The following is a 17,648-nucleotide window of genomic DNA, read 5'->3' as shown; positions in this document are numbered from 1 at the left end:
TGGGCGTCTACAGCTCCACTCCCACGAGCACGGGCTCGGGCTGCAGCAGCAGCCCGAACTCCGCGTGCACACGGCTCTGGATGAAGCGCGCGAGTTCGCTCAGCTCGGCGGCAGTCGCGCCGCCTCGGTTGGTGAGGGCGAGCGCGTGCTTGGTCGACAGTCCGGCGCGGGACTGCGGCAGGCGGAACCCCTTGCCGATCCCGGAGTTCTCGATCAGCCACGCCGCGCTGACCTTGACGGCGCCCGGCGCGCGCTCCTTGCGCGGCGCGAGCCCGAAGTACGACTCCAGGGGGATCACCGTCACGGCATCCAGGTCCGGCTCGACCGGCCACTGCGGGCACTCCGGCGGCAGCGTGCGCGCGACCGGCTCGGGGACGATCGCGTTCTGGAAGAACGAGCCCGCGCTCCACGTGTCCGGGTCGTCCGCGTCGAGCAGCATCCCCTTCACCGCGCGCGTCCCGAGGATGCGCGAGCGCACCCACTCCAGTGGCACCGGCGCCTCGTCGACCAGCCCCAGAGCCCGACGCAGCTGGTCCCCGCGCACGACGCGCCCCTTGTCTGCGGTGACGGCGAGGTCGAGCGTCACGGAGAGGATGACAGCGCGACGACCCTGCGCCTCGCCGTAGTGATGCTTGAGCACCGAGGTGCGGAAACCGAGTGCGAGATCGGCCGCCGGAACGACGATCGGCGCCTCGGCGTGCTCGTCGATCAGCTCGACCTCGACGAGCGTCTCCTGGATCTCCTGCCCGTACGCACCCACGTTCTGCACGGGCGCGGCGCCGACAGTGCCCGGGATGCCGCTCATCGCCTCGATTCCGGCGTAGCCGCGCTCGACTGCATACGCGACCAGCGCGTCCCAGTTGTGCCCGGCCTGCACGCGCAGTCGGATGCGTCCCTCGTGCGGCGACGGGAGCTCCTCGATGCCCTGCGTGCACACGCGGATGACCGTGCCCTCGAACGGGTCGTCGCCGATGAAGAGGTTCGATCCTCCGCCGAGGACGAACCAGTCCTCACCGGACTTCCACACGTCGTCCAGAGCGGCCAGCAGCTCCTCGCGGGTGCTCGCCTGCAGCATCCGCTGCGGCGCAGCCCCGGTGCGCAGCGTGGTCAGCTCGCGCAGCGCAACGGGAGCGATCTCGACGATCTCGACGGATGCCATCTCAGACCGCGACCCGCAGCTGTGCCTTCACCAGCACGGTCGTGTCCGCGCAGCGGACGGTCAGGTCCACCCGCACCGCCTCATCGTCCACCGCGCCGACCTTGCCGACGACGTGCACGTCAGCACCGGTCTCGGCGTCGACGAGGACGGGCTTGGTGAAGCGCACGCCGTACTCGAGCACGCGGACGCCGGCCGGCAGCGCGGCGACGACGACCGACGATGCCAGGCCCATCGTCAGCATCCCGTGCGCGAGGACACCGGGCAGACCGACCGCGGTCGCGATGTCGTCCCGGTAGTGGATCGGGTTGAAATCGCCGGAGGCTCCGGCGTAGCGCACGAGTGACTCACGAGTGAGATGCACGCTGCGCTCGGCGATCACATCGCCGACCGCGAAGACGGACTCGGCCATCACTGCGCTCCCTCTTCCCCGACCAGCAGCACGCTGGTGGCGGTGACGACGTGATCACCGGCGGCGTCAGTGATCGTCGCCTGGCTGGTGATCATGGCGTTGCCGCCCAGCGCGCGAATGCCGGTCACGACCAGCTGCGCGGTGAGCTCGTCGCCGGCGACGATCGGACGGCTGTAGCGGAACCGCTGCTCGGCGTGGATCGTGCGCGAGAGCACGATGCCGGAGTCGGGTTCGCTGAGCAGCTGCTGCAGGGTGAGGTCCTGGATGACCATCGGGAAGGTCGGCGGCGCCACCACATCGGAGTAGCCGGCGGCCTGCGCTGCGGCGACGTCGGTGTGCTGGGGCGCGTCGGCGAAGACCGCACGCGCGAACTCGCGCACCTTCTCTCGACCGACGAGGTACGGGGCGGTCGGTGGGAACTCCCTGCCGACCAGTTCACTGTTCACGGGCACCTCACGATCCTATCCGCCGCGTGCCTGCCCGCCCCCTCGCGGGCTCCCAGCGAAAACCCTCAGCGTCCGCGGCTGCGCAGCGCCTTGAGTGACATCTGCACCGCGATGACCACGAGGTAGGCAGCGAACAGGATGTTGCCGAGAAGCGGATCGATCAGCGTCGCCAGCCATGCCCCGACTGCGGTGGTCGTGCACGCGGCGACGCCGATGAGCGCGGCGGCGAGCAGGTCGACGTTGCGGTGGCGCAGGTTGCCGACCGTGCCGGATACCGCAGTGGGGATCATCATGAGCAGGGAGGTCCCCTTGGCGACGAGATCGCTCGTGCCGAAGCCCAGCATCAGCACGGGCACGATGATCACTCCCCCGCCGACTCCGATCAGCCCGGCGATGACGCCGGTCACCACTCCGACCAGGACCAGGCCGACGCCGTTCAGCCAGTTCAGCTCGAACTCGGCTGCCCGCGAGGGGATGACCAGGAACAGGCTCACGATGACGATCACGAGGAACACCACGAAGCCCCAGCGCAAGGCACTCTGGGATACCCGCGGCAGCAGCCGCGCGCCGATCTGCGCACCGACGACGGCGCCCGCCGCGAGGATCAGCGCGGGGATCCAGGCGACCGAGCCGGATGCCGCGTACGAGATCACGCCGACCGCCGCGGTGGGGACGATGGCCGCGAGCGAGGTGCCGGCGGCACGTCGCTGATCGAAGCTCAGCAGCAGCACGAGCAAGGGAACGATCACCGTGCCGCCGCCGACCCCGAAGAGTCCCGACAGCAGTCCCGCCGTGAGGCCGATGCCGATGAAGGTGAGGTAGGCGCGGGGCCCCCGGACGATGGCCTCTTGCTCTGCGTTCACGCAGTCCAGCGTATCGCCGGCGGCCCCGCGCTCCTGATCCGTGCCCTGCTCGGGCACGGTGGTGGCCCTCCTCAGACCTCCTGATCCGCCTTGATCGGCACGGCGATCGACTCGGTCAGCGCCTGCTCGTAGCGGCGCTGACGCCGCCGCAGCCAGAGTCCGCCCGCGACCAGCGCCGCGAGCACCGCGTAGGCGCTGGCCGCGAACGGCTGGGCCACCAGGGTCGTCGGGTCACCCCGGGCATCCGACCTCACCTATGTCGTGGTGGCCGACGCCGACGGCATCCGCTTCTCGCATCCCAATCCCGAGCGGATCGGCCAGAAGGTGTCGACCGATGCGTCGGTGCCGCTCTCCGGTGAGATCTACATGGGCACGCAGACCGGCACGCTCGGCCCGTCGTGGCGCGTGAAGGGGCCGGTCTTCGACGGCTCCGAGGTGATCGGCACGGTCTCGGTCGGCATCCTCGAGTCTCAGGGCACGGGAGAGTTCGTCGGCAATCTCACGTGGATCATCGGCGCGATGCTGGTCGCGGTGGTGCTGGGCATCTTCGGCTCTGCGTGGGTGACGGCGGTGATCCGCAGACGCATCCACCTGCTCGAGCCGCATGAGATCACCGCTCTGGTGCGCAACCAGGAGACGACGCTGCACGGCCTCAGCGAGGGCGTGATCACGGTCGACTCCTCGGGGACGATCACGCTGGCCAATGACGCCGCTGCCCGTCTGCTGGGGGCGGATGACGGAGTCCTGACCGGTGCGCGGGCGGCGGACGTGCTCGACGACGAGCTGCTCGCCGTGCTGCGCGACGGGGAGGATGCGGGGCGTCCGGTGATCGTCGGCAGCCATGTGCTGGTCGCTCGCGGCACCGGTGCGCGGCTGGACGGCGAAGCGGTGGGTGCCACCCTGCTGCTACGCGATCACACGGAACTGCACGACGTCGTGCGCCGGGTGGAGGCGGCGGATGCCATCATCGCGTTCCGCCGCCGTGCCGGCCTTCCCAAGGGGCTCAGCGCCGAGACACTCGACCGGGTCGTCATCGCACTCGACGAGCACCCCGACACGTCAGCGGCCGAACTCGGCGATGTGCTCGGGATGTCCAGGGTGAGCGCGCGGCGCTATCTCGAGCACCTCGCGAGCACGGGTCGCGCGGTGCGCGCCCTGGATTACTCCACCAAGGGCCGCCCCGGCACCCGCTACCGGACCATTGAGACGGTGTCTCAAGCCGTGCGAGACTGACACCCAGAAGCCGCCGCTCTGATCGAAGGAGATCACATGCTTCGCAGCAGCCTGCCCGACGTCGACATCCCCGCGGTCGCCATCTTCGACTACCTGTTCGCGGATCTCGACGATGCCGCGCTCGACTCCATCGCGATCGTCGACGGCACGTCGGGAACCGAGACGACCTACCGGCAGCTGGTCGGTCAGATCGATCTGTTCGCCGGAGCGCTGGCCGCTCGGGGCATCGGGGTGGGCGATCGTGTGGCCGTGCTCTGCCCGAACGTCCCGGCCTTCGCCACCGTGTTCCACGGCATCCTGCGCGCGGGTGCCACGGCGACGACGATCAATTCGCTGTACACGGCAGACGAGATCGCCAGCCAACTCGAGGACGCTGACGCGCAGTGGCTCGTCACGGTCGGTCCCCTGCTGGCCGGGGCGAAGGAAGCGGCGCGGCGCCGCGGTCTGCCCGACGATCACCTCATCGTGCTGGACGGTGCAGAGGGGCACCCGAGCCTGCGCGACCTGCTGGGCGAGGGGCACACCGCCCCGGACGTGTCGTTCGACCCGGCCACGCATCTCGCCGTGCTGCCCTACTCCTCCGGCACGACCGGGCGACCCAAGGGCGTCATGCTCACGCATCGCAACCTCATCGCCAATGTCGCGCAAGCCCAGGCGATGCTGAGCGTGGACCGCTCCGACCGGATCCTGGCGGTGCTGCCGTTCTTCCACATCTACGGCATGACCGTGCTGCTGAACTTCGCGCTGCGCGTGCGCGCGGGACTCGTCACGATGCCGAAGTTCGACCTGATCGAGTTCCTGCGCATCATCGCCGAGCATCGCACCACCTGGGTGTTCATCGCCCCGCCGATCGCGGTCGCCCTCGCCAAGCACCCGGTCGTCGACCAGTACGACCTGTCGGCGGTGAAGGTGATCTTCTCGGGCGCCGCGCCCCTCGACGGCGGCCTGGCGAATGCGGTCGCCCGCCGGCTGGGGTGCGAGGTCGTGCAGGGCTACGGGCTCACCGAGACGAGCCCCGCGGTGAACCTCATCCCCGCCGAGCGCACCGATATCGACAAGTCGTCGATCGGTCCGCTCGTGCCGAACACCGAGGCGCGCCTGGTCGACCCGGAGACGGGAACGGACGTGACTGTGCCGCACAGCGGCGCGAGCGCGGCCGGCGAGCTGTGGGTGCGCGGGCCCCAGGTCATGGTGGGATATCTGAACAGACCGGACGCCACCGCCGAGATGCTCGACGCCGACGGGTGGCTGCACACCGGCGACATCGCCACGGTGACCGCCGACGGAATCTTCCGCATCGTCGACCGCCTGAAGGAGCTGATCAAGTACAAGGGCTACCAGGTCGCGCCCGCGGTGCTGGAGGCAGTGCTGCTGGAGCATCCGGCAGTGGCGGATGCCGCGGTGATCGGGGTGACGGATGCGGACGGCCAGGAGGTGCCGAAGGCGTTCGTCGTGACGCAGCCCGATGCCGCGCTGACCGCCGATGAGGTGATGGAGTTCGTGACGGCGAGGGTCGCGCCGCACGAGCGCGTGCGGCGGGTGGAGTTCATCGACGCGGTGCCGAAGTCCGGCTCGGGGAAGCTCCTTCGAAAGGACCTGCGCGCGCGCGAGAGCCGCTGACCCGGTCTTGCCCATCGGGTCGGGCCCGGTCTGGCCCCGGCCTGCTGTGCACGCGAAGAAGCCCGCCTCCCCGGAAGGGGCGGCGGGCTTCTTCGAAGCGGGGAAGGTCTTACTCGGCCTTCTCCTCGGCAGGAGCCTCGGTGGTCTCCTCCGCGGACTCCACGGGAGCCTCGGTGGTCTCCTCGACCGGAGCCTCGGTGGTCTCCTCGGCGGGAGCCTCCTCGACCTTCTCGGCCTTCGGGGTCTCGGCAGCGGGCTTGGCGGCCTTGCGCTTCGGGGTGACCGGCTCGAGGACGAGCTCGATCACGGCCATGGGCGCGTTGTCACCCTTGCGGTTGCCGATCTTGGTGATGCGGGTGTAGCCGCCCTCACGCTCGGCGACCAGCGGTGCGATCTCGTTGAACAGCACGTGCGCGGCATCCTTGTTGGAACGCAGCACCGTGAGCGCACGACGACGCGCGTGCAGGTCGCCGCGCTTGCCGAGCGTGATGAGGCGCTCGGCGAGCGGACGCAGGCGCTTGGCCTTGGTCTCGGTCGTCTTGATCGACTTGTGGGTGAACAGCGCGGCCGCGAGGTTCGCGAGAAGCAGGCGCTCGTGTGCGGGGCCGCCTCCGAGGCGGGGACCCTTGCTGGGCTTGGGCATAATCGTCTAACTCCTGATCAGGAAGATGTCGGGTTTCAGAAGGACTCGTCTTCGCCTGCGCTGTAGAAGTGGGCGCCGTCGAAACCGGGCACCGAATCCTTCAGCGACAGACCGAGCGAGACGAGCTTGTCGCGCACCTCGTCGACCGACTTCTGTCCGAAATTGCGGATGTTCATCAGCTGCGTCTCGGAAAGGGCGACCAGCTCCGAAACGGTGTTGATGCCCTCCCGCTTGAGGCAGTTGTACGAGCGCACCGACAGATCGAGGTCCTCGATCGGCATGGAGAGCTCGCTGGAGAGTGCAGCCTCGACCGGCGGCGGGCCGATCTCGATGCCCTCGGCTTCGACGTTCAGCTCGCGGGCGAGGCCGAACAGCTCGGTGAGGGTCTTCGCCGCGGATGCGACCGCGTCACGCGGGAGGATCGACGACTTGGTCTCGACGTCCAGGACGAGCTTGTCGAAGTCGGTGCGCTCACCGGCACGGGTGGCGTCGACGCGGTAGCTGACCTTGAGCACCGGGGAGTAGATCGAGTCGACCGGGATCTGGCCGGCCTCGGCGTACTCGTTGCGGTTCTGCGCTGCGGAGACGTAGCCGCGGCCACGCTCGATGGTGAGCTCGAGCTCGAAGCGCGCGGTGTCGTTGAGCGTCGCGATGACCAGGTCGGGGTTGTGCACCTCGACACCCGCCGGAGCGGAGATGTCGGCTGCGGTGACCTCGCCGGCGCCCGTCTTGCGCAGGTACGCGGTGATGGGCTCGTCGCGCTCGCTCGAGACGACGAGCTGCTTGATGTTGAGGATGATCTCGGTGACGTCCTCCTTCACACCGGGGATCGTGCTGAACTCGTGCAGCACGCCGTCGATGCGAATGGTGGTGACCGATGCGCCGGGGATCGACGACAGCAGGCTGCGGCGCAGCGCGTTGCCGATCGTGTATCCGAAGCCGGGCTCGAGCGGCTCGATGATGAACCGGCTGCGGTTCTCGGAGATCTTCTCCTCGGTGAGAGTGGGACGCTGTGCGATCAGCACTATGTGTTCCTTTCGATCACATGCCCGCTATATGACATGTGGGTGGTGAGGTCTGAAGTTGTGGAAGAGCGTGGGCACGTCCGCCCCTCCCGCGCCGACGACGGCTCGGGAGGGGCAGACAGCGCATCAGACGCGGCGGCGCTTCGGCGGACGGCAGCCGTTGTGCGCCTGCGGGGTGACATCCTGGATGGACCCCACCTCGAGGCCGGCGGCCTGCAGCGAGCGGATTGCGGTCTCGCGGCCCGAGCCCGGACCCTTCACGAAGACGTCGACCTTCTTGACGCCGTGCTCGGCTGCCTGGCGAGCAGCGGACTCCGCTGCCATGCCGGCGGCGTACGGCGTCGACTTGCGCGAGCCCTTGAAGCCCACGCCACCAGACGAGGCCCAGCTGATGACAGCGCCGGACGGGTCGGTGATCGAGACGATGGTGTTGTTGAACGTCGACTTGATGTGGGCGTGGCCCAGCGCGATGTTCTTCTTCTCCTTGCGGCGCGGCTTGCGCGCGGCGGCCTTGGGTGCAGCCATGAAAGTGTTCTCCTATTCCCTGGCCGCTTAGCGGGCCTTCTTCTTGCCGGCGACGGTGCGCTTCGGGCCCTTGCGGGTACGCGCGTTGGTCTTGGTGCGCTGACCGCGGACCGGAAGGCCACGACGGTGGCGCAGGCCCTCGTAGGAGCCGATCTCGACCTTGCGGCGGATGTCGGCGGCGACCTCGCGGCGCAGGTCACCCTCCACCTTGTAGTTGCCTTCGATGTGGTCGCGCAGGGCGACCAGCTGCTCGTCGGTGAGGTCCTTGACGCGGATCGACTCGTCGATCTCGGTCGCCTTGAGGATCTCGACGGAGCGGGTACGGCCGATGCCGTAGATGTAGGTGAGGGCGATCACCACGCGCTTGTCGCGCGGGATGTCAACGCCGGCAAGACGTGCCATGCGGTTCTCCTGGAGTGTGATGGAGGTGTGGAGCAGAATCCGTTCCCGGGCCTCCGCCCCGGGGTGTCCGCCGTCTGCTGGGCTCTGTGCAGAACCCGGCAGTCGGCATCCGACCTGCCTGTATCAGATTTTCAGTTGTACGAGGTCGGTCTCAGCCCTGGCGCTGCTTGTGACGCGGGTTCGACTTGCAGATGACCATGACGCGTCCGTGACGACGGATCACGCGGCAGTGGTCGCAGATGGGCTTGACGCTGGGGTTGACCTTCATGATTTTCCTAATCGCTGTCTTCGTACCGCCCCGACGGGGCAGGCCGTTACTTCTCGACCGATCAGCGGTAGCGGTAGACGATCCGGCCGCGGGTCAGGTCGTAGGGCGAGAGCTCCACGACCACGCGGTCCTCGGGGATGATGCGGATGTAGTTCTGCCGCATCTTTCCGGAGATCGTGGCGAGCACCTTGTGTCCGTTGCTGAGCTCAACGCGGAACATCGCGTTGGGCAGCGCCTCGGAAATGACGCCCTCGATCTCGATGACACCGTCTTTCTTAGCCATAGCCTCGCTGACGCTTCTGCAGATCGGTCGATCTGCGGTGGGTGGGTGATGAGTGGTGGTGCCGCCTGTTCGGACACGCCAGAACAGGCGCAAGGCACCAACGCTCCATGGTATACCCTCGCGGGGCATCCGGCAAACGCGGGTCAGCTGATGAGGTCGATCATCTTCTGCAGCTCGCCCTTCTGGAAGTCCAGCCGCTCGCCGTTGATGTCCACGGTCGGGGTGCCCTTGATCTCGTGCTGCACGGCCTGCGCAGCGCCCCACTTCTTGTAGGTGCCCTCTGTGATGCACGATGCGGCCTTGTCTGCACCGGTCTGCTTCGCGAAGTCGGCGAGCTGCTCGTCGGTGAGTCCCGGAGTGTTCTCCTCGGGCTGGTTCTCGAAGAGCGTGTTCATGTAGTCGAGGGCCTTGTCCGGCGCCTTCTCGGCCACGCAGAACACGGCGTTGGCCGCGCGGGAGGAGTAGTCCGTGCCCTGCGAGAAGCGATCGAGGATCGCGATCGGGTGGTATTCGAGTGTGATCTTCCCGTCCTCGGCGGCTTTCTGCAGCTGCTCGCCGTAGGTCTGCTCGAAGTCGTTGCAGATGGGGCACATGAAGTCGATGTAGACGGCCACGGTGTCCTTGCCGTCGCCGTAGGTGATGGCACCGGTCTCGGCGTCGAGGATCTTGCTGGACGGCGCGGGGCCGGCATCCGTGGCCTTGTTGTTCAGCGCGACGACGACGATGCCGAGCACGACGAGCACGACGACGACGGCGATGGAGATCCCGATGGCGAACCAGTTGGGCTTGCTCTGGGCGTGGGCCATGACAGTCCGATCTTCAATGGCAAAATTGTCGCCACCCATTCTGCCGTCCGCTCACTATGCCCCGCATGTGAGCCCGCCGCCGTTCCCGTGCGCGTCCCCACCACGCTCCGCGCTCCCCCAGCGAGAAACCACATTGCGCGTCAGAAACCAGCGCAGCCGTGGTTTCTCGCGCGCGAAGAGGATTCTCACGCACAAGGTCGTTTCTCACCTTGGCGCGCTCGTACTGCACAGGCGGCACTCTCGCCCGAAGGCTCCACAGATGGCAGAATCCGCGTGCGCGCGGGGATCTATGTCGAACGCGCGGCGTACGAGAACCTGCCGGCATGGCAGCGATACGCCGTCCGTGTGCACGCGTTCGCGCGCAAGCATCCCGACGCCGTCCTGTGCCTCGAGTCCGCCGCGGTGCTGCTCGGGCTGCCTTACTTCAACGAGCCCAAGGACATCCACGTCTACGATGCGGGCCGCTCCGCATCCCGGCGGTTCGGCGATGTCGCGGTGCACACGAGCGCGAACCCGCGCGAGTTCGGGAATGTCCGGGGCGTGCTCACGACCTCTCCCCTCGACACCGCCGTGGACCTGATTCGCGTGCTCCCCCTCGCGCAGGGCCTCGCTGTCGCCGATGCCGCCGTCTCGCCCAGGCAGGAGGGCTTCACCAGTGTGGACGCGATACGCGACCTGGGGCTCTCACAGCAGAATCGACGCGGCCGCGGACCGATGGCCTGGGTGCTCGACCACGCAGATGGCGGTGCGGAGTCGCCTGCGGAAAGCGTGAGCCGGGCGGTCATCACCTGGTGCGGCTTCGAGCACCCAAAGCTGCAGCGCGAGTTCCATTACGAGGACGAAGTCGATCGCGTCGACTTCCTGTTTCCGTCCGTGAACGCCATCGGTGAAGCCGATGGCTGGGGGAAGTACGACTTCGACGACCCGAGGAAGGCGGAGCAGCACCTGCGGGACGAGAAGCGCAGGGAGGACAGGCTGCGACGACATGGGCATGCGTTCGCGCGCTGGGATCTGGGCGATGTGTGGAGGGTCACTCCGCTCGTGAACGCGTTGAGCGCCGCCGGCGTGCCCATCGCGCACTCGCGCGAGCCCGCCAAGCTCGCGAGCCTGAAGACCCGTCCGCGCGAAAAACCATATCTGCCACGCGAAACCAGCCGAGAGGCGGTTTCCGACGCCGGATGTGGTTTCTCGGGCCGATGACGCGCCGCGCCCTGCGCTACGGGATCGGGACGGGCGTCACGCCGAAGGGCGCGAGCCCGTCCGCACCGCCGTCGGGCGCGGTGAGCACCCAGATGCCGCCCTCGTGGCGGGCGACGCTGTGCTCCCAGTGCGCGCCGTCGGAGCCGTCGATGGTCGAGACGGTCCAGTCGTCGTCCTCGACGAAGGTGGTCTCGGTTCCGGCGGTCACCATCGGCTCGATCGCCAGCACGAGTCCGGGGCGGACCTCGGCGCCGGCATCCGGGGTGCGGTAGTTGAACACGCTGGGCGACTCGTGCATCTTGCGTCCGATGCCGTGGCCGACGTACTCCCGCAGGATGCCGTAGGTCTGACCGGACACCTCCGAAAGGCCCTGCGCCTCGATGTAGTCCTGGATGGCCCCGCCGATCTGGCCGATGTGGGTGGCGGATGCCATCGCCGCGACGCCCGCCCACAGCGACCCCTCGGTCACGCGCGAGAGCTCCTCACGCCGCGCCACGAGATCGGGACGCGCGTCGTCCGGCACCACGAAAGTGACCGCGCTGTCGCCATTCCACCCCTGGTACTGAGCACCGCAGTCGACCGAGACGATGTCACCCGGCTCGAGGACGCGCTCCCCCGGGATGCCGTGCACGACCTGCTCGTTCACCGAGATGCACGTGGTGTGGCGGTACCCGCGCACCAGCTGGAAGTTCGATTCCGCGCCACGAGCCAGGATCGTGGTCTCGGCCGCGGCATCCAGCTCCGCCGTCGTGACGCCCGCCCGCACGAGTGGACGCACCGCGTCGAGCGCCGCAGCGGTGATCAGCCCGGGCTCGACCATGGCGCGCAGCTGCGCGGGGGTCTTGTAGATCGACCTGCGGAACATCGAGCGGATCAGACCAGCTGGCCGATGCCGCGCGCGGCCAGCGCGGCGGAGATGCGCTCGGTGATCTCGTCGAGCGAGCCCACGCCGTCGATGCGGTCGACGATCCCGCGCTGCTCGTACACCGAGATGATCGGCGCTGTCTCGCGCTCGTAGATGTCCAGGCGATGCGCGATGGCCTCGTCGGTGTCGTCCGAACGCCCCTGCTCCACCGCACGCAGGCTCAGCCGGGCGATGCTCTCCTCGCGGGGCACGTCGAGCAGGATCACGGCCGCCAGGGATGCGCCGCCCTCGGCGAGGAACGCGTCGAGGTGGTGCACCTGCGCGGTGTTGCGCGGGTAGCCGTCGAGCAGGAAGCCGCGTGCCGCATCGTCCTGCGAGAGACGGTCGCGCACGATCTCGCTGGTCAGCTCATCCGGGACGAGGTCACCCGCGTCGAGGATCGCGGTGACCTGCCGGCCGAGATCGGTGCCGTCTTTGATGTTCGCGCGGAAGATGTCGCCGGTGGAGACGACGGGGATGCTCAGCGCCGCCGCGACACGCACGCCCTGGGTGCCCTTGCCCGAGCCCTGCGGCCCGACGATCAGAAGGCGAGCCGATGCCGACTCGTGCTGTCCTTCGGCACGCTCAGGAATCGTGGCGGATGCTGTCATCGGAGGAGCCCTTCGTAGTGGCGCTGCTGCAGCTGCGCGTCGATCTGCTTCACCGTCTCGAGACCGACACCCACGATGATGAGGATCGAGGCCCCGCCGAACGGGAAGTTCTGGTTGGCCTGCACCGTCGCCAGCGCGATCAGCGGGATCAGCGCGACGAGGCCCAGATAGAGCGAACCGGGGAACGTGATTCGGGTGATCACGTAGTCGAGATACTCGGCGGTGGGTCGTCCGGCGCGGATGCCGGGGATGAACCCGCCGTACTTCTTCATGTTGTCGGCGACCTCGACCGGGTTGAACGTGATCGCGACGTAGAAGTACGTGAAGCCGATGATCAGCAGGAAGTACAGCGCCATGTACAGCGGCTGATCGCCCGATGCCAGATTCGTCGAGACCCACGCCACCCAGGCCGGCGGCTCGCTGCCGTCGGCGGGCGTGTTGAACTGGGCGATGAGCATGGGCACGTACAGCAGCGACGAAGCGAAGATGATCGGGATCACACCCGCCATGTTCACCTTGATCGGGATGTAGGTGTTGGTGCCGCCGTAGGTGCGACGCCCGACCATCCGCTTGGCGTACTGCACGGGCACGCGACGCTGCGACTGCTCGACGTACACGATCAGCGACATCACGACGATGCCGATGATCATGACGAGCAGGAAGGTCTCGAAGCCCTTGGCCTCCCAGATGGCCCACATCGACGACGGGAAGGTCGCCGCGATCGAGGTGAAGATGAGCAGCGACATGCCATTGCCGACTCCGCGCTCGGTGACCAGCTCGGCCATCCACATGATCAGGCCCGTGCCGGCCGTCATCGCCATGATGATGAGCGCCTGCGCCCACCACACGTCGTTCGTGAGCAGGTTGTTGCACGCCGCGACATCCGTCTGACCGAAGAGCTGCCCGCTGCGCGCCACCGTGACCACTGTCGCCGACTGCAGCAGTGCGAGGGCGATCGTGAGGTACCGGGTGTACTGGGTGAGCTTGCTCTGGCCCGCCTGCCCCTCCTGATGCAGGGTCTCGAAGTGCGGGATGACGACACGCAGCAGCTGGGTGATGATCGTCGCGGTGATGTACGGCATGACACCGAGCGCGAAGATCGACAGCTGCAGCAGCGCGCCGCCGGAGAAGAGGTTGACCAGTCCGAGCAGGCCGTCGGTACCGGCGTTGGCAGCCAGGCACTGCTCGACGTTGGGGAAGTTCACGAAGGGCGCCGGCACATTGGAGCCGAGCCGGTACAGGGCGATGATGCCGATGGTGAAAAGGATCTTCCGCCGCAGGTCAGGCGTGCGGAAGATTCGCGCAATGGCGCTAAACAAGGGCGTTCCTCCTGAAGGGATTGCCGAACATCGAAGGACGGCCGAAAGTCCAGGGTAACGCACGAGAGGGGCCGGAGAATCTCCGACCCCTCTCCGCGTTCACAGCGGGTGGTTCAGTTGACCGAACCGCCGGCGGCGACGATCTTCTGCTCGGCGCTGCCCGAGACCTTGTCGACCGACACGGTGAGCTTGACCGAGATGTCGCCGTCGCCGAGGACCTTGACCTTCTCGTTCTTGCGCACGGCGCCCTTGGCGACCAGGTCGCTGACGGTGACGTCGCCACCCTGCGGGTACAGCTCCGCGAGCTTGGCCAGGTTCACGACCTGGTACTCGACGCGGAACGGGTTCTTGAACCCGCGCAGCTTCGGGGTGCGCATGTGCAGCGGCATCTGCCCACCCTCGAAGCCGGCGCGCACGGTGTTGCGCGCCTTGGTGCCCTTGGTTCCACGGCCGGCGGTCTTTCCCTTGGAGCCCTCACCGCGACCCACACGGGTCTTCGGGGTGTGAGCGCCGGGGACCGGACGCAGGTGGTGCACCTTCAGCACGGAGGGACGCGCGGCCGGGGCCTCGGCGTCCTTCTTCGCGGGGGCCTTCTTCGCTGCCGTGGCCGGAGCGGCCTTGGCGGCCTTCGGGGCCTTGGCGGCCTCGACGGTTTCGTTCTTCTCAGCCATTAGTCGATCTCCTCAACCTTGACGAGGTGAGCGACCGCGCGGACGTAGCCGCGGGTCTGCGCGTCGTCGGGACGGACGACCGAGTCGCCGATCCGCTTGAGGCCCAGCGAACGCAGCGTGTCGCGCTGGTTCTGCTTCTCACTCACCTTGGACTTGACCTGCGTGACCTTGAGGCGCGCAGCCATCAGGCACCTACCTTCTGCGCAGCGGCGGCGGCAGCGGCCTTCGCCTCGTTGCGGATGATGATCTCCGGAACGACGGCGTCGTAGTCGAGACCACGGCGAGCGGCGACGGCGCGCGGCTCCTCGAGGGACTGCAGCGCCTCGACGGTCGCGTGCACGATGTTGATCGTGTTCGACGAGCCGAGCGACTTCGACAGGACATCGTGGATGCCGGCGCACTCGAGCACGGCGCGGACGGGACCACCCGCGATGACGCCGGTACCGGCGGCGGCGGGACGCAGCAGCACCACGCCGGCAGCGGCCTCGCCCTGCACGGGGTGCGGGATGGTCGAGGCGACGCGCGGCACGCGGAAGAAGTTGCGCTTGGCCTCCTCGACGCCCTTCGAGATCGCCAGCGGCACCTCGCGGGCCTTGCCGTAGCCGACGCCCACCAGGCCGTTGCCGTCGCCGACGACCACGAGAGCGGTGAAGCTGAAGCGACGACCGCCCTTCACGACCTTCGAGACGCGGTTGATGGTGACCACGCGCTCCAGGAACTGGTTGTCGCCACGGTCGCGCGAGTTGCGGTCGCGGCCCTGACCGCGGTCGCGGCCTCCGCGACGGCCGTCACGCTGCTCGCGCTGCGGCTCGGCCTGAGCCTCGGCAGGAGCGGTTTCGGTCACTTGGTTCTCCTTGATGTCACTCACAGTGCCAGCCCCCCTTCACGGGCGCCTTCGGCGATGGCTGCGACACGACCGGCGTAGCGGTTGCCGCCACGGTCGAACACTGCCTCGGAAACGCCGGCGGCCTTCGCGCGCTCGGCGACGAGCTCGCCCACCTTGCGGGCCTTGGCGGTCTTGTCACCGTCGAAGGAGCGCAGGTCGGTCTCGAGCGTGGAAGCGGATGCCACGGTGTGGCCCTTGGCGTCATCGACCAGCTGCACGAACACGTGGCGCGCGGAGCGGTTGACGACGAGACGCGGGCGCAGGTCGGTGCCGACGATCTTCTTGCGAAGACGGGCGTGACGACGTGCGCGGGCGGCGGACTTGGACTTGACAGCCATGGTTACTTACCAGCCTTTCCGGCCTTGCGACGCACGACCTCGCCGGCGTAGCGCACACCCTTGCCCTTGTACGGCTCGGGCTTGCGGATCTTGCGGATGTTGGCAGCGGCCTCGCCGACAGCCTGCTTGTCGATGCCACTCACGGTCACCTTGTTGGTGCCCTCGACCGTCAGGGTGATGCCCGCGGGCGGGTCGATGAGGACCGGGTGCGAGAAGCCGAGCGCGAACTCGATCGAGCCGCCCTTCTGCTGCACGCGGTAACCGGTGCCGACGACCTCGAGGCCCTTGGTGTAACCCTGGGTGACGCCGATGATGTTGTTGTTGATGAGGGTGCGGGTCAGTCCGTGCAGCGAGCGCGACTCGCGCTCGTCGTCGGGGCGGGTGACCAGGATCTGGTTCTCCTCGACCGTGACCTCGATGGGGTTGGCCAGGGTGAGCGAGAGCTCGCCCTTGGGGCCCTTGACTGCGACCTGGCGGCCGTCGACCGAGACGGTCACACCCGCGGGGATGTCGATGGGAAGTCGTCCGATACGCGACATGTCAGATCACCACACGTAGGCGAGAACTTCTCCGCCCACGCCCTTCTGCTCAGCCTGACGGTCGGTGAGAAGACCGGAGGAGGTGGACAGGATGGCAACGCCCAGGCCGCCGAGGACCTTGGGCAGCTCGGTCGACTTCGCGTACACGCGCAGACCGGGCTTCGACACACGCTTGATGCCGGCGATGGACCGCTCGCGCTTGGGACCGTACTTGAGCGACAGGGTGAGGTCGCTGCCGACGCGCGCGTCGGTGACCTCGAAGCCGGCGATGTAGCCCTCCTGGCGGAGGATCTCGGCGATGTTCGTCTTGAGCTTGCTCGACGGCATGGTCACGGAGTCGTGGTGCGCCGAGTTCGCGTTGCGCAGACGGGTCAGCATGTCTGCGACCGGGTCTGTCATTGTCATGAGTATCTACTTTCGATCAGAGGTTTCGACGCCCGTTACACGGACGCCGACCTTCGTGAACACACAATCTTCAATTGTACGGGATGCGGGGAGGGATGCTGTGCGGCATCCCTCCCCATCCCGAGGTGCGGCGCTCTTCGCTTACGCCGGGGCGTCGGCGGCCTTGAACGGGAAGCCGAGCGCGCGCAGGAGCGCGCGGCCCTCGTCATCCGTCTTGGCCGTGGTCACCACGGTGATGTCGAAGCCGCGGACGCGGTCGATCCTGTCCTGATCGATCTCGTGGAACACGCTCTGCTCCTGGAGACCGAAGGTGTAGTTGCCGTTGCCGTCGAACTGGTCGCCCGACAGACCGCGGAAGTCGCGGATGCGGGGCAGGGCCAGGTTGACGAGGCGGTCGACGAACTCCCACGCGCGGTCGCCACGGAGGGTGACGTGCGCGCCGATGGCCTGACCCTCGCGCAGCTTGAACTGCGCGATGGACTTACGGGCCTTCGTCACGATCGGCTTCTGACCGGTGATCTTGGTGAGGTCGTCGATGGCGCCGTCGATCACCTTGGAGTCGCGAGCAGCCTCGCCGACACCGGTGTTCACGACGACCTTGACCAGACCGGGGATCTGCATGACGTTCGCGTAGCCGAACTGCTCCTGCAGAGCCTTCTTGATCTCGGTGTTGTACTTCTGCTTCAGGCGGGGCTGGATCTTGCCAGCCTCCACGGCAGTGGTGTCGCTCATCAGAGGTCCTTACCTGACGTCTTCGCGTAGCGCACGCGGACCGTGCGCTTCACGCCGTCCTTGACCTGCTCCTCGACGCGGCGGCCGACGCGGGTCGGCTTCTTGGTCGAGGGGTCGACGAGGGCGACGTTGGAGATGTGGATCGGGGCCTCGACGGTCTCGATGCCTCCGGTCTTGGTGCCGCGCTGGGTCTGGCCGACGCGGGTGTGGCGGGTGACGAAGTTGACGCCCTCCACGACGACGCGGTTCTGCTCGACGAGGACCTCGAGGACCTTACCCTGCTTGCCGCGGTCGCCGCCCTTGTCCTGCTTGCGGCCGGTGATGACCTGAACCAGGTCACCCTTCTTGATTTTCGCCATGA

At 67.8% G+C, this 17,648-nt stretch carries 26 protein-coding genes; 3 read left to right on the top strand and 23 right to left on the bottom strand.

Annotation, left to right across the window (positions count from 1 at the left end; all coding sequences use genetic code 11):
• Positions 1-7: 7 nt before the first annotated feature.
• The 5 genes from WFG93_RS11030 to WFG93_RS11010 form a co-directional block, all read right to left on the bottom strand.
• The gene (locus WFG93_RS11030; protein WP_336646526.1) at positions 8-1,144 is read right to left on the bottom strand and encodes a UDP-N-acetylmuramate dehydrogenase; all 1,137 of its coding nucleotides are present in this window, start codon (positions 1,142-1,144) and stop codon (positions 8-10) included.
• Positions 1,145-1,160: 16 nt separating this feature from the next.
• Positions 1,161-1,568: a MaoC/PaaZ C-terminal domain-containing protein gene (locus tag WFG93_RS11025; RefSeq protein WP_336646392.1), complete on the bottom strand. Its 408-nt coding sequence runs from the start codon at positions 1,566-1,568 to the stop codon at positions 1,161-1,163.
• The gene (locus WFG93_RS11020; RefSeq protein WP_336646391.1) at positions 1,568-2,020 is read right to left on the bottom strand and encodes an FAS1-like dehydratase domain-containing protein; all 453 of its coding nucleotides are present in this window, start codon (positions 2,018-2,020) and stop codon (positions 1,568-1,570) included. The genes WFG93_RS11025 and WFG93_RS11020 overlap by 1 nt, the downstream gene beginning before the upstream one ends.
• A 59-nt stretch (positions 2,021-2,079) precedes the next feature.
• Positions 2,080-2,877, bottom strand: coding sequence for a sulfite exporter TauE/SafE family protein (locus WFG93_RS11015; protein WP_336646390.1), 798 nt, complete (start codon positions 2,875-2,877; stop codon positions 2,080-2,082).
• A 71-nt stretch (positions 2,878-2,948) separates the two neighbouring features.
• On the bottom strand, positions 2,949-3,095 hold the full coding sequence (locus tag WFG93_RS11010; protein WP_336646389.1) for a hypothetical protein: 147 nt from the start codon (positions 3,093-3,095) through the stop codon (positions 2,949-2,951).
• A 46-nt stretch (positions 3,096-3,141) separates the two neighbouring features.
• On the opposite strand from WFG93_RS11010, the gene WFG93_RS11005 reads away from it, so the two are divergent.
• Together WFG93_RS11005 and WFG93_RS11000 are read left to right on the top strand one after the other, a co-directional pair.
• Positions 3,142-4,110: a PAS domain-containing protein gene (locus WFG93_RS11005; RefSeq protein ID WP_336646388.1), complete on the top strand. Its 969-nt coding sequence runs from the start codon at positions 3,142-3,144 to the stop codon at positions 4,108-4,110.
• Between the two features lie 36 nt (positions 4,111-4,146).
• Positions 4,147-5,730 (top strand): AMP-binding protein, encoded by a 1,584-nt coding sequence (locus WFG93_RS11000; protein WP_336646387.1) that lies wholly within the window; start codon positions 4,147-4,149, stop codon positions 5,728-5,730.
• A 109-nt stretch (positions 5,731-5,839) separates the two neighbouring features.
• Here WFG93_RS11000 and rplQ read toward each other — a convergent pair whose 3' ends face one another.
• From rplQ to WFG93_RS10965, 7 genes are all read right to left on the bottom strand, one after another.
• The gene (gene rplQ / locus WFG93_RS10995; RefSeq protein WP_336646386.1) at positions 5,840-6,373 is read right to left on the bottom strand and encodes a 50S ribosomal protein L17; all 534 of its coding nucleotides are present in this window, start codon (positions 6,371-6,373) and stop codon (positions 5,840-5,842) included.
• Positions 6,374-6,408: 35 nt separating this feature from the next.
• Entirely contained in the window at positions 6,409-7,398 is a 990-nt protein-coding gene (locus WFG93_RS10990; RefSeq protein WP_336646385.1) for a DNA-directed RNA polymerase subunit alpha, read from the bottom strand.
• A 126-nt stretch (positions 7,399-7,524) separates the two neighbouring features.
• Positions 7,525-7,923: a 30S ribosomal protein S11 gene (gene rpsK / locus WFG93_RS10985; protein ID WP_274367565.1), complete on the bottom strand. Its 399-nt coding sequence runs from the start codon at positions 7,921-7,923 to the stop codon at positions 7,525-7,527.
• Between the two features lie 27 nt (positions 7,924-7,950).
• Entirely contained in the window at positions 7,951-8,325 is a 375-nt protein-coding gene (gene rpsM / locus WFG93_RS10980; RefSeq protein WP_099196937.1) for a 30S ribosomal protein S13, read from the bottom strand.
• 151 nt (positions 8,326-8,476) lie between these two features.
• Positions 8,477-8,593 (bottom strand): 50S ribosomal protein L36, encoded by a 117-nt coding sequence (gene rpmJ, locus WFG93_RS10975; RefSeq protein WP_071644008.1) that lies wholly within the window; start codon positions 8,591-8,593, stop codon positions 8,477-8,479.
• A gap of 61 nt (positions 8,594-8,654) precedes the next feature.
• Positions 8,655-8,876, bottom strand: coding sequence for a translation initiation factor IF-1 (gene infA, locus WFG93_RS10970; RefSeq protein ID WP_017201569.1), 222 nt, complete (start codon positions 8,874-8,876; stop codon positions 8,655-8,657).
• Between the two features lie 143 nt (positions 8,877-9,019).
• Positions 9,020-9,682 carry a DsbA family protein gene (locus WFG93_RS10965; protein ID WP_336646384.1) on the bottom strand — a complete coding sequence of 221 codons (663 nt, stop codon included), beginning with the start codon at positions 9,680-9,682 and terminating at the stop codon, positions 9,020-9,022.
• Positions 9,683-9,955: 273 nt separating this feature from the next.
• On the opposite strand from WFG93_RS10965, the gene WFG93_RS10960 reads away from it, so the two are divergent.
• The gene (locus WFG93_RS10960; RefSeq protein WP_336646383.1) at positions 9,956-10,882 is read left to right on the top strand and encodes a hypothetical protein; all 927 of its coding nucleotides are present in this window, start codon (positions 9,956-9,958) and stop codon (positions 10,880-10,882) included.
• A gap of 16 nt (positions 10,883-10,898) precedes the next feature.
• On the opposite strand, the gene map is transcribed toward WFG93_RS10960, so the two are convergent.
• The 11 genes from map to rplX all read right to left on the bottom strand — a co-directional run bounded on the left by map (position 10,899) and on the right by rplX (position 17,646).
• Entirely contained in the window at positions 10,899-11,747 is an 849-nt protein-coding gene (gene map / locus WFG93_RS10955) for a type I methionyl aminopeptidase (RefSeq protein WP_336646382.1), read from the bottom strand.
• Between the two features lie 8 nt (positions 11,748-11,755).
• On the bottom strand, positions 11,756-12,397 hold the full coding sequence (locus tag WFG93_RS10950) for an adenylate kinase (protein WP_336646381.1): 642 nt from the start codon (positions 12,395-12,397) through the stop codon (positions 11,756-11,758).
• A complete protein-coding gene (gene secY / locus WFG93_RS10945; RefSeq protein ID WP_336646380.1) occupies positions 12,394-13,716 on the bottom strand; it encodes a preprotein translocase subunit SecY in 1,323 nt (440 codons plus the stop codon). Before secY ends, WFG93_RS10950 begins: the two co-directional genes overlap by 4 nt.
• A 113-nt stretch (positions 13,717-13,829) precedes the next feature.
• Positions 13,830-14,387 carry a 50S ribosomal protein L15 gene (gene rplO, locus WFG93_RS10940; RefSeq protein ID WP_336646379.1) on the bottom strand — a complete coding sequence of 186 codons (558 nt, stop codon included), beginning with the start codon at positions 14,385-14,387 and terminating at the stop codon, positions 13,830-13,832.
• The gene (gene rpmD / locus WFG93_RS10935) at positions 14,387-14,572 is read right to left on the bottom strand and encodes a 50S ribosomal protein L30 (RefSeq protein WP_045249910.1); all 186 of its coding nucleotides are present in this window, start codon (positions 14,570-14,572) and stop codon (positions 14,387-14,389) included. The genes rplO and rpmD overlap by 1 nt, the downstream gene beginning before the upstream one ends.
• Positions 14,572-15,255, bottom strand: a complete 684-nt coding sequence (gene rpsE, locus WFG93_RS10930; RefSeq protein WP_336646378.1) for a 30S ribosomal protein S5 — start codon at positions 15,253-15,255, stop codon at positions 14,572-14,574. Before rpsE ends, rpmD begins: the two co-directional genes overlap by 1 nt.
• Positions 15,252-15,611, bottom strand: a complete 360-nt coding sequence (gene rplR, locus WFG93_RS10925) for a 50S ribosomal protein L18 (protein WP_336646377.1) — start codon at positions 15,609-15,611, stop codon at positions 15,252-15,254. The genes rpsE and rplR overlap by 4 nt, the downstream gene beginning before the upstream one ends.
• Before the next feature lie 2 nt (positions 15,612-15,613).
• Positions 15,614-16,150, bottom strand: a complete 537-nt coding sequence (gene rplF, locus WFG93_RS10920) for a 50S ribosomal protein L6 (RefSeq protein ID WP_336646376.1) — start codon at positions 16,148-16,150, stop codon at positions 15,614-15,616.
• Between the two features lie 6 nt (positions 16,151-16,156).
• Positions 16,157-16,555, bottom strand: a complete 399-nt coding sequence (gene rpsH / locus WFG93_RS10915; protein WP_336646375.1) for a 30S ribosomal protein S8 — start codon at positions 16,553-16,555, stop codon at positions 16,157-16,159.
• A 141-nt stretch (positions 16,556-16,696) separates the two neighbouring features.
• Positions 16,697-17,287, bottom strand: coding sequence for a 50S ribosomal protein L5 (rplE, locus tag WFG93_RS10910; protein WP_336646374.1), 591 nt, complete (start codon positions 17,285-17,287; stop codon positions 16,697-16,699).
• A complete protein-coding gene (gene rplX / locus WFG93_RS10905) occupies positions 17,287-17,646 on the bottom strand; it encodes a 50S ribosomal protein L24 (RefSeq protein ID WP_336646373.1) in 360 nt (119 codons plus the stop codon). Before rplX ends, rplE begins: the two co-directional genes overlap by 1 nt.
• Between the last annotated feature and the right edge of the window lie 2 nt (positions 17,647-17,648).

Source organism: Microbacterium sp. USHLN186 (genome assembly GCF_037145155.1).
Taxonomy (GTDB): domain Bacteria; phylum Actinomycetota; class Actinomycetes; order Actinomycetales; family Microbacteriaceae; genus Microbacterium.
This window is presented reverse-complemented; position numbering and strand designations above follow the sequence as displayed.

What these genes read in the sequence shown, in the direction of transcription:
- WFG93_RS11025 (WP_336646392.1), bottom strand. Translation starts at nt 1,568, where the DNA reads ATGGCCGAGTCCGTCTTCGCGGTCGGCGATGTGATCGCCGAGCGCAGC.
- WFG93_RS11000 (WP_336646387.1), top strand. Translation starts at nt 4,147, where the DNA reads ATGCTTCGCAGCAGCCTGCCCGACGTCGACATCCCCGCGGTCGCCATC.
- rplQ (WP_336646386.1), bottom strand. Translation starts at nt 6,373, where the DNA reads ATGCCCAAGCCCAGCAAGGGTCCCCGCCTCGGAGGCGGCCCCGCACAC.
- rpsK (WP_274367565.1), bottom strand. Translation starts at nt 7,923, where the DNA reads ATGGCTGCACCCAAGGCCGCCGCGCGCAAGCCGCGCCGCAAGGAGAAG.
- rpsM (WP_099196937.1), bottom strand. Translation starts at nt 8,325, where the DNA reads ATGGCACGTCTTGCCGGCGTTGACATCCCGCGCGACAAGCGCGTGGTG.
- rpmJ (WP_071644008.1), bottom strand. Translation starts at nt 8,593, where the DNA reads ATGAAGGTCAACCCCAGCGTCAAGCCCATCTGCGACCACTGCCGCGTG.
- infA (WP_017201569.1), bottom strand. Translation starts at nt 8,876, where the DNA reads ATGGCTAAGAAAGACGGTGTCATCGAGATCGAGGGCGTCATTTCCGAG.
- WFG93_RS10965 (WP_336646384.1), bottom strand. Translation starts at nt 9,682, where the DNA reads ATGGCCCACGCCCAGAGCAAGCCCAACTGGTTCGCCATCGGGATCTCC.
- map (WP_336646382.1), bottom strand. Translation starts at nt 11,747, where the DNA reads ATGTTCCGCAGGTCGATCTACAAGACCCCCGCGCAGCTGCGCGCCATG.
- WFG93_RS10950 (WP_336646381.1), bottom strand. Translation starts at nt 12,397, where the DNA reads ATGACAGCATCCGCCACGATTCCTGAGCGTGCCGAAGGACAGCACGAG.
- rplO (WP_336646379.1), bottom strand. Translation starts at nt 14,387, where the DNA reads ATGGCTGAGAAGAACGAAACCGTCGAGGCCGCCAAGGCCCCGAAGGCC.
- rpmD (WP_045249910.1), bottom strand. Translation starts at nt 14,572, where the DNA reads ATGGCTGCGCGCCTCAAGGTCACGCAGGTCAAGTCCAAGGTGAGTGAG.
- rplR (WP_336646377.1), bottom strand. Translation starts at nt 15,611, where the DNA reads ATGGCTGTCAAGTCCAAGTCCGCCGCCCGCGCACGTCGTCACGCCCGT.
- rplF (WP_336646376.1), bottom strand. Translation starts at nt 16,150, where the DNA reads ATGTCGCGTATCGGACGACTTCCCATCGACATCCCCGCGGGTGTGACC.
- rpsH (WP_336646375.1), bottom strand. Translation starts at nt 16,555, where the DNA reads ATGACAATGACAGACCCGGTCGCAGACATGCTGACCCGTCTGCGCAAC.
- rplE (WP_336646374.1), bottom strand. Translation starts at nt 17,287, where the DNA reads ATGAGCGACACCACTGCCGTGGAGGCTGGCAAGATCCAGCCCCGCCTG.
- rplX (WP_336646373.1), bottom strand. Translation starts at nt 17,646, where the DNA reads ATGGCGAAAATCAAGAAGGGTGACCTGGTTCAGGTCATCACCGGCCGC.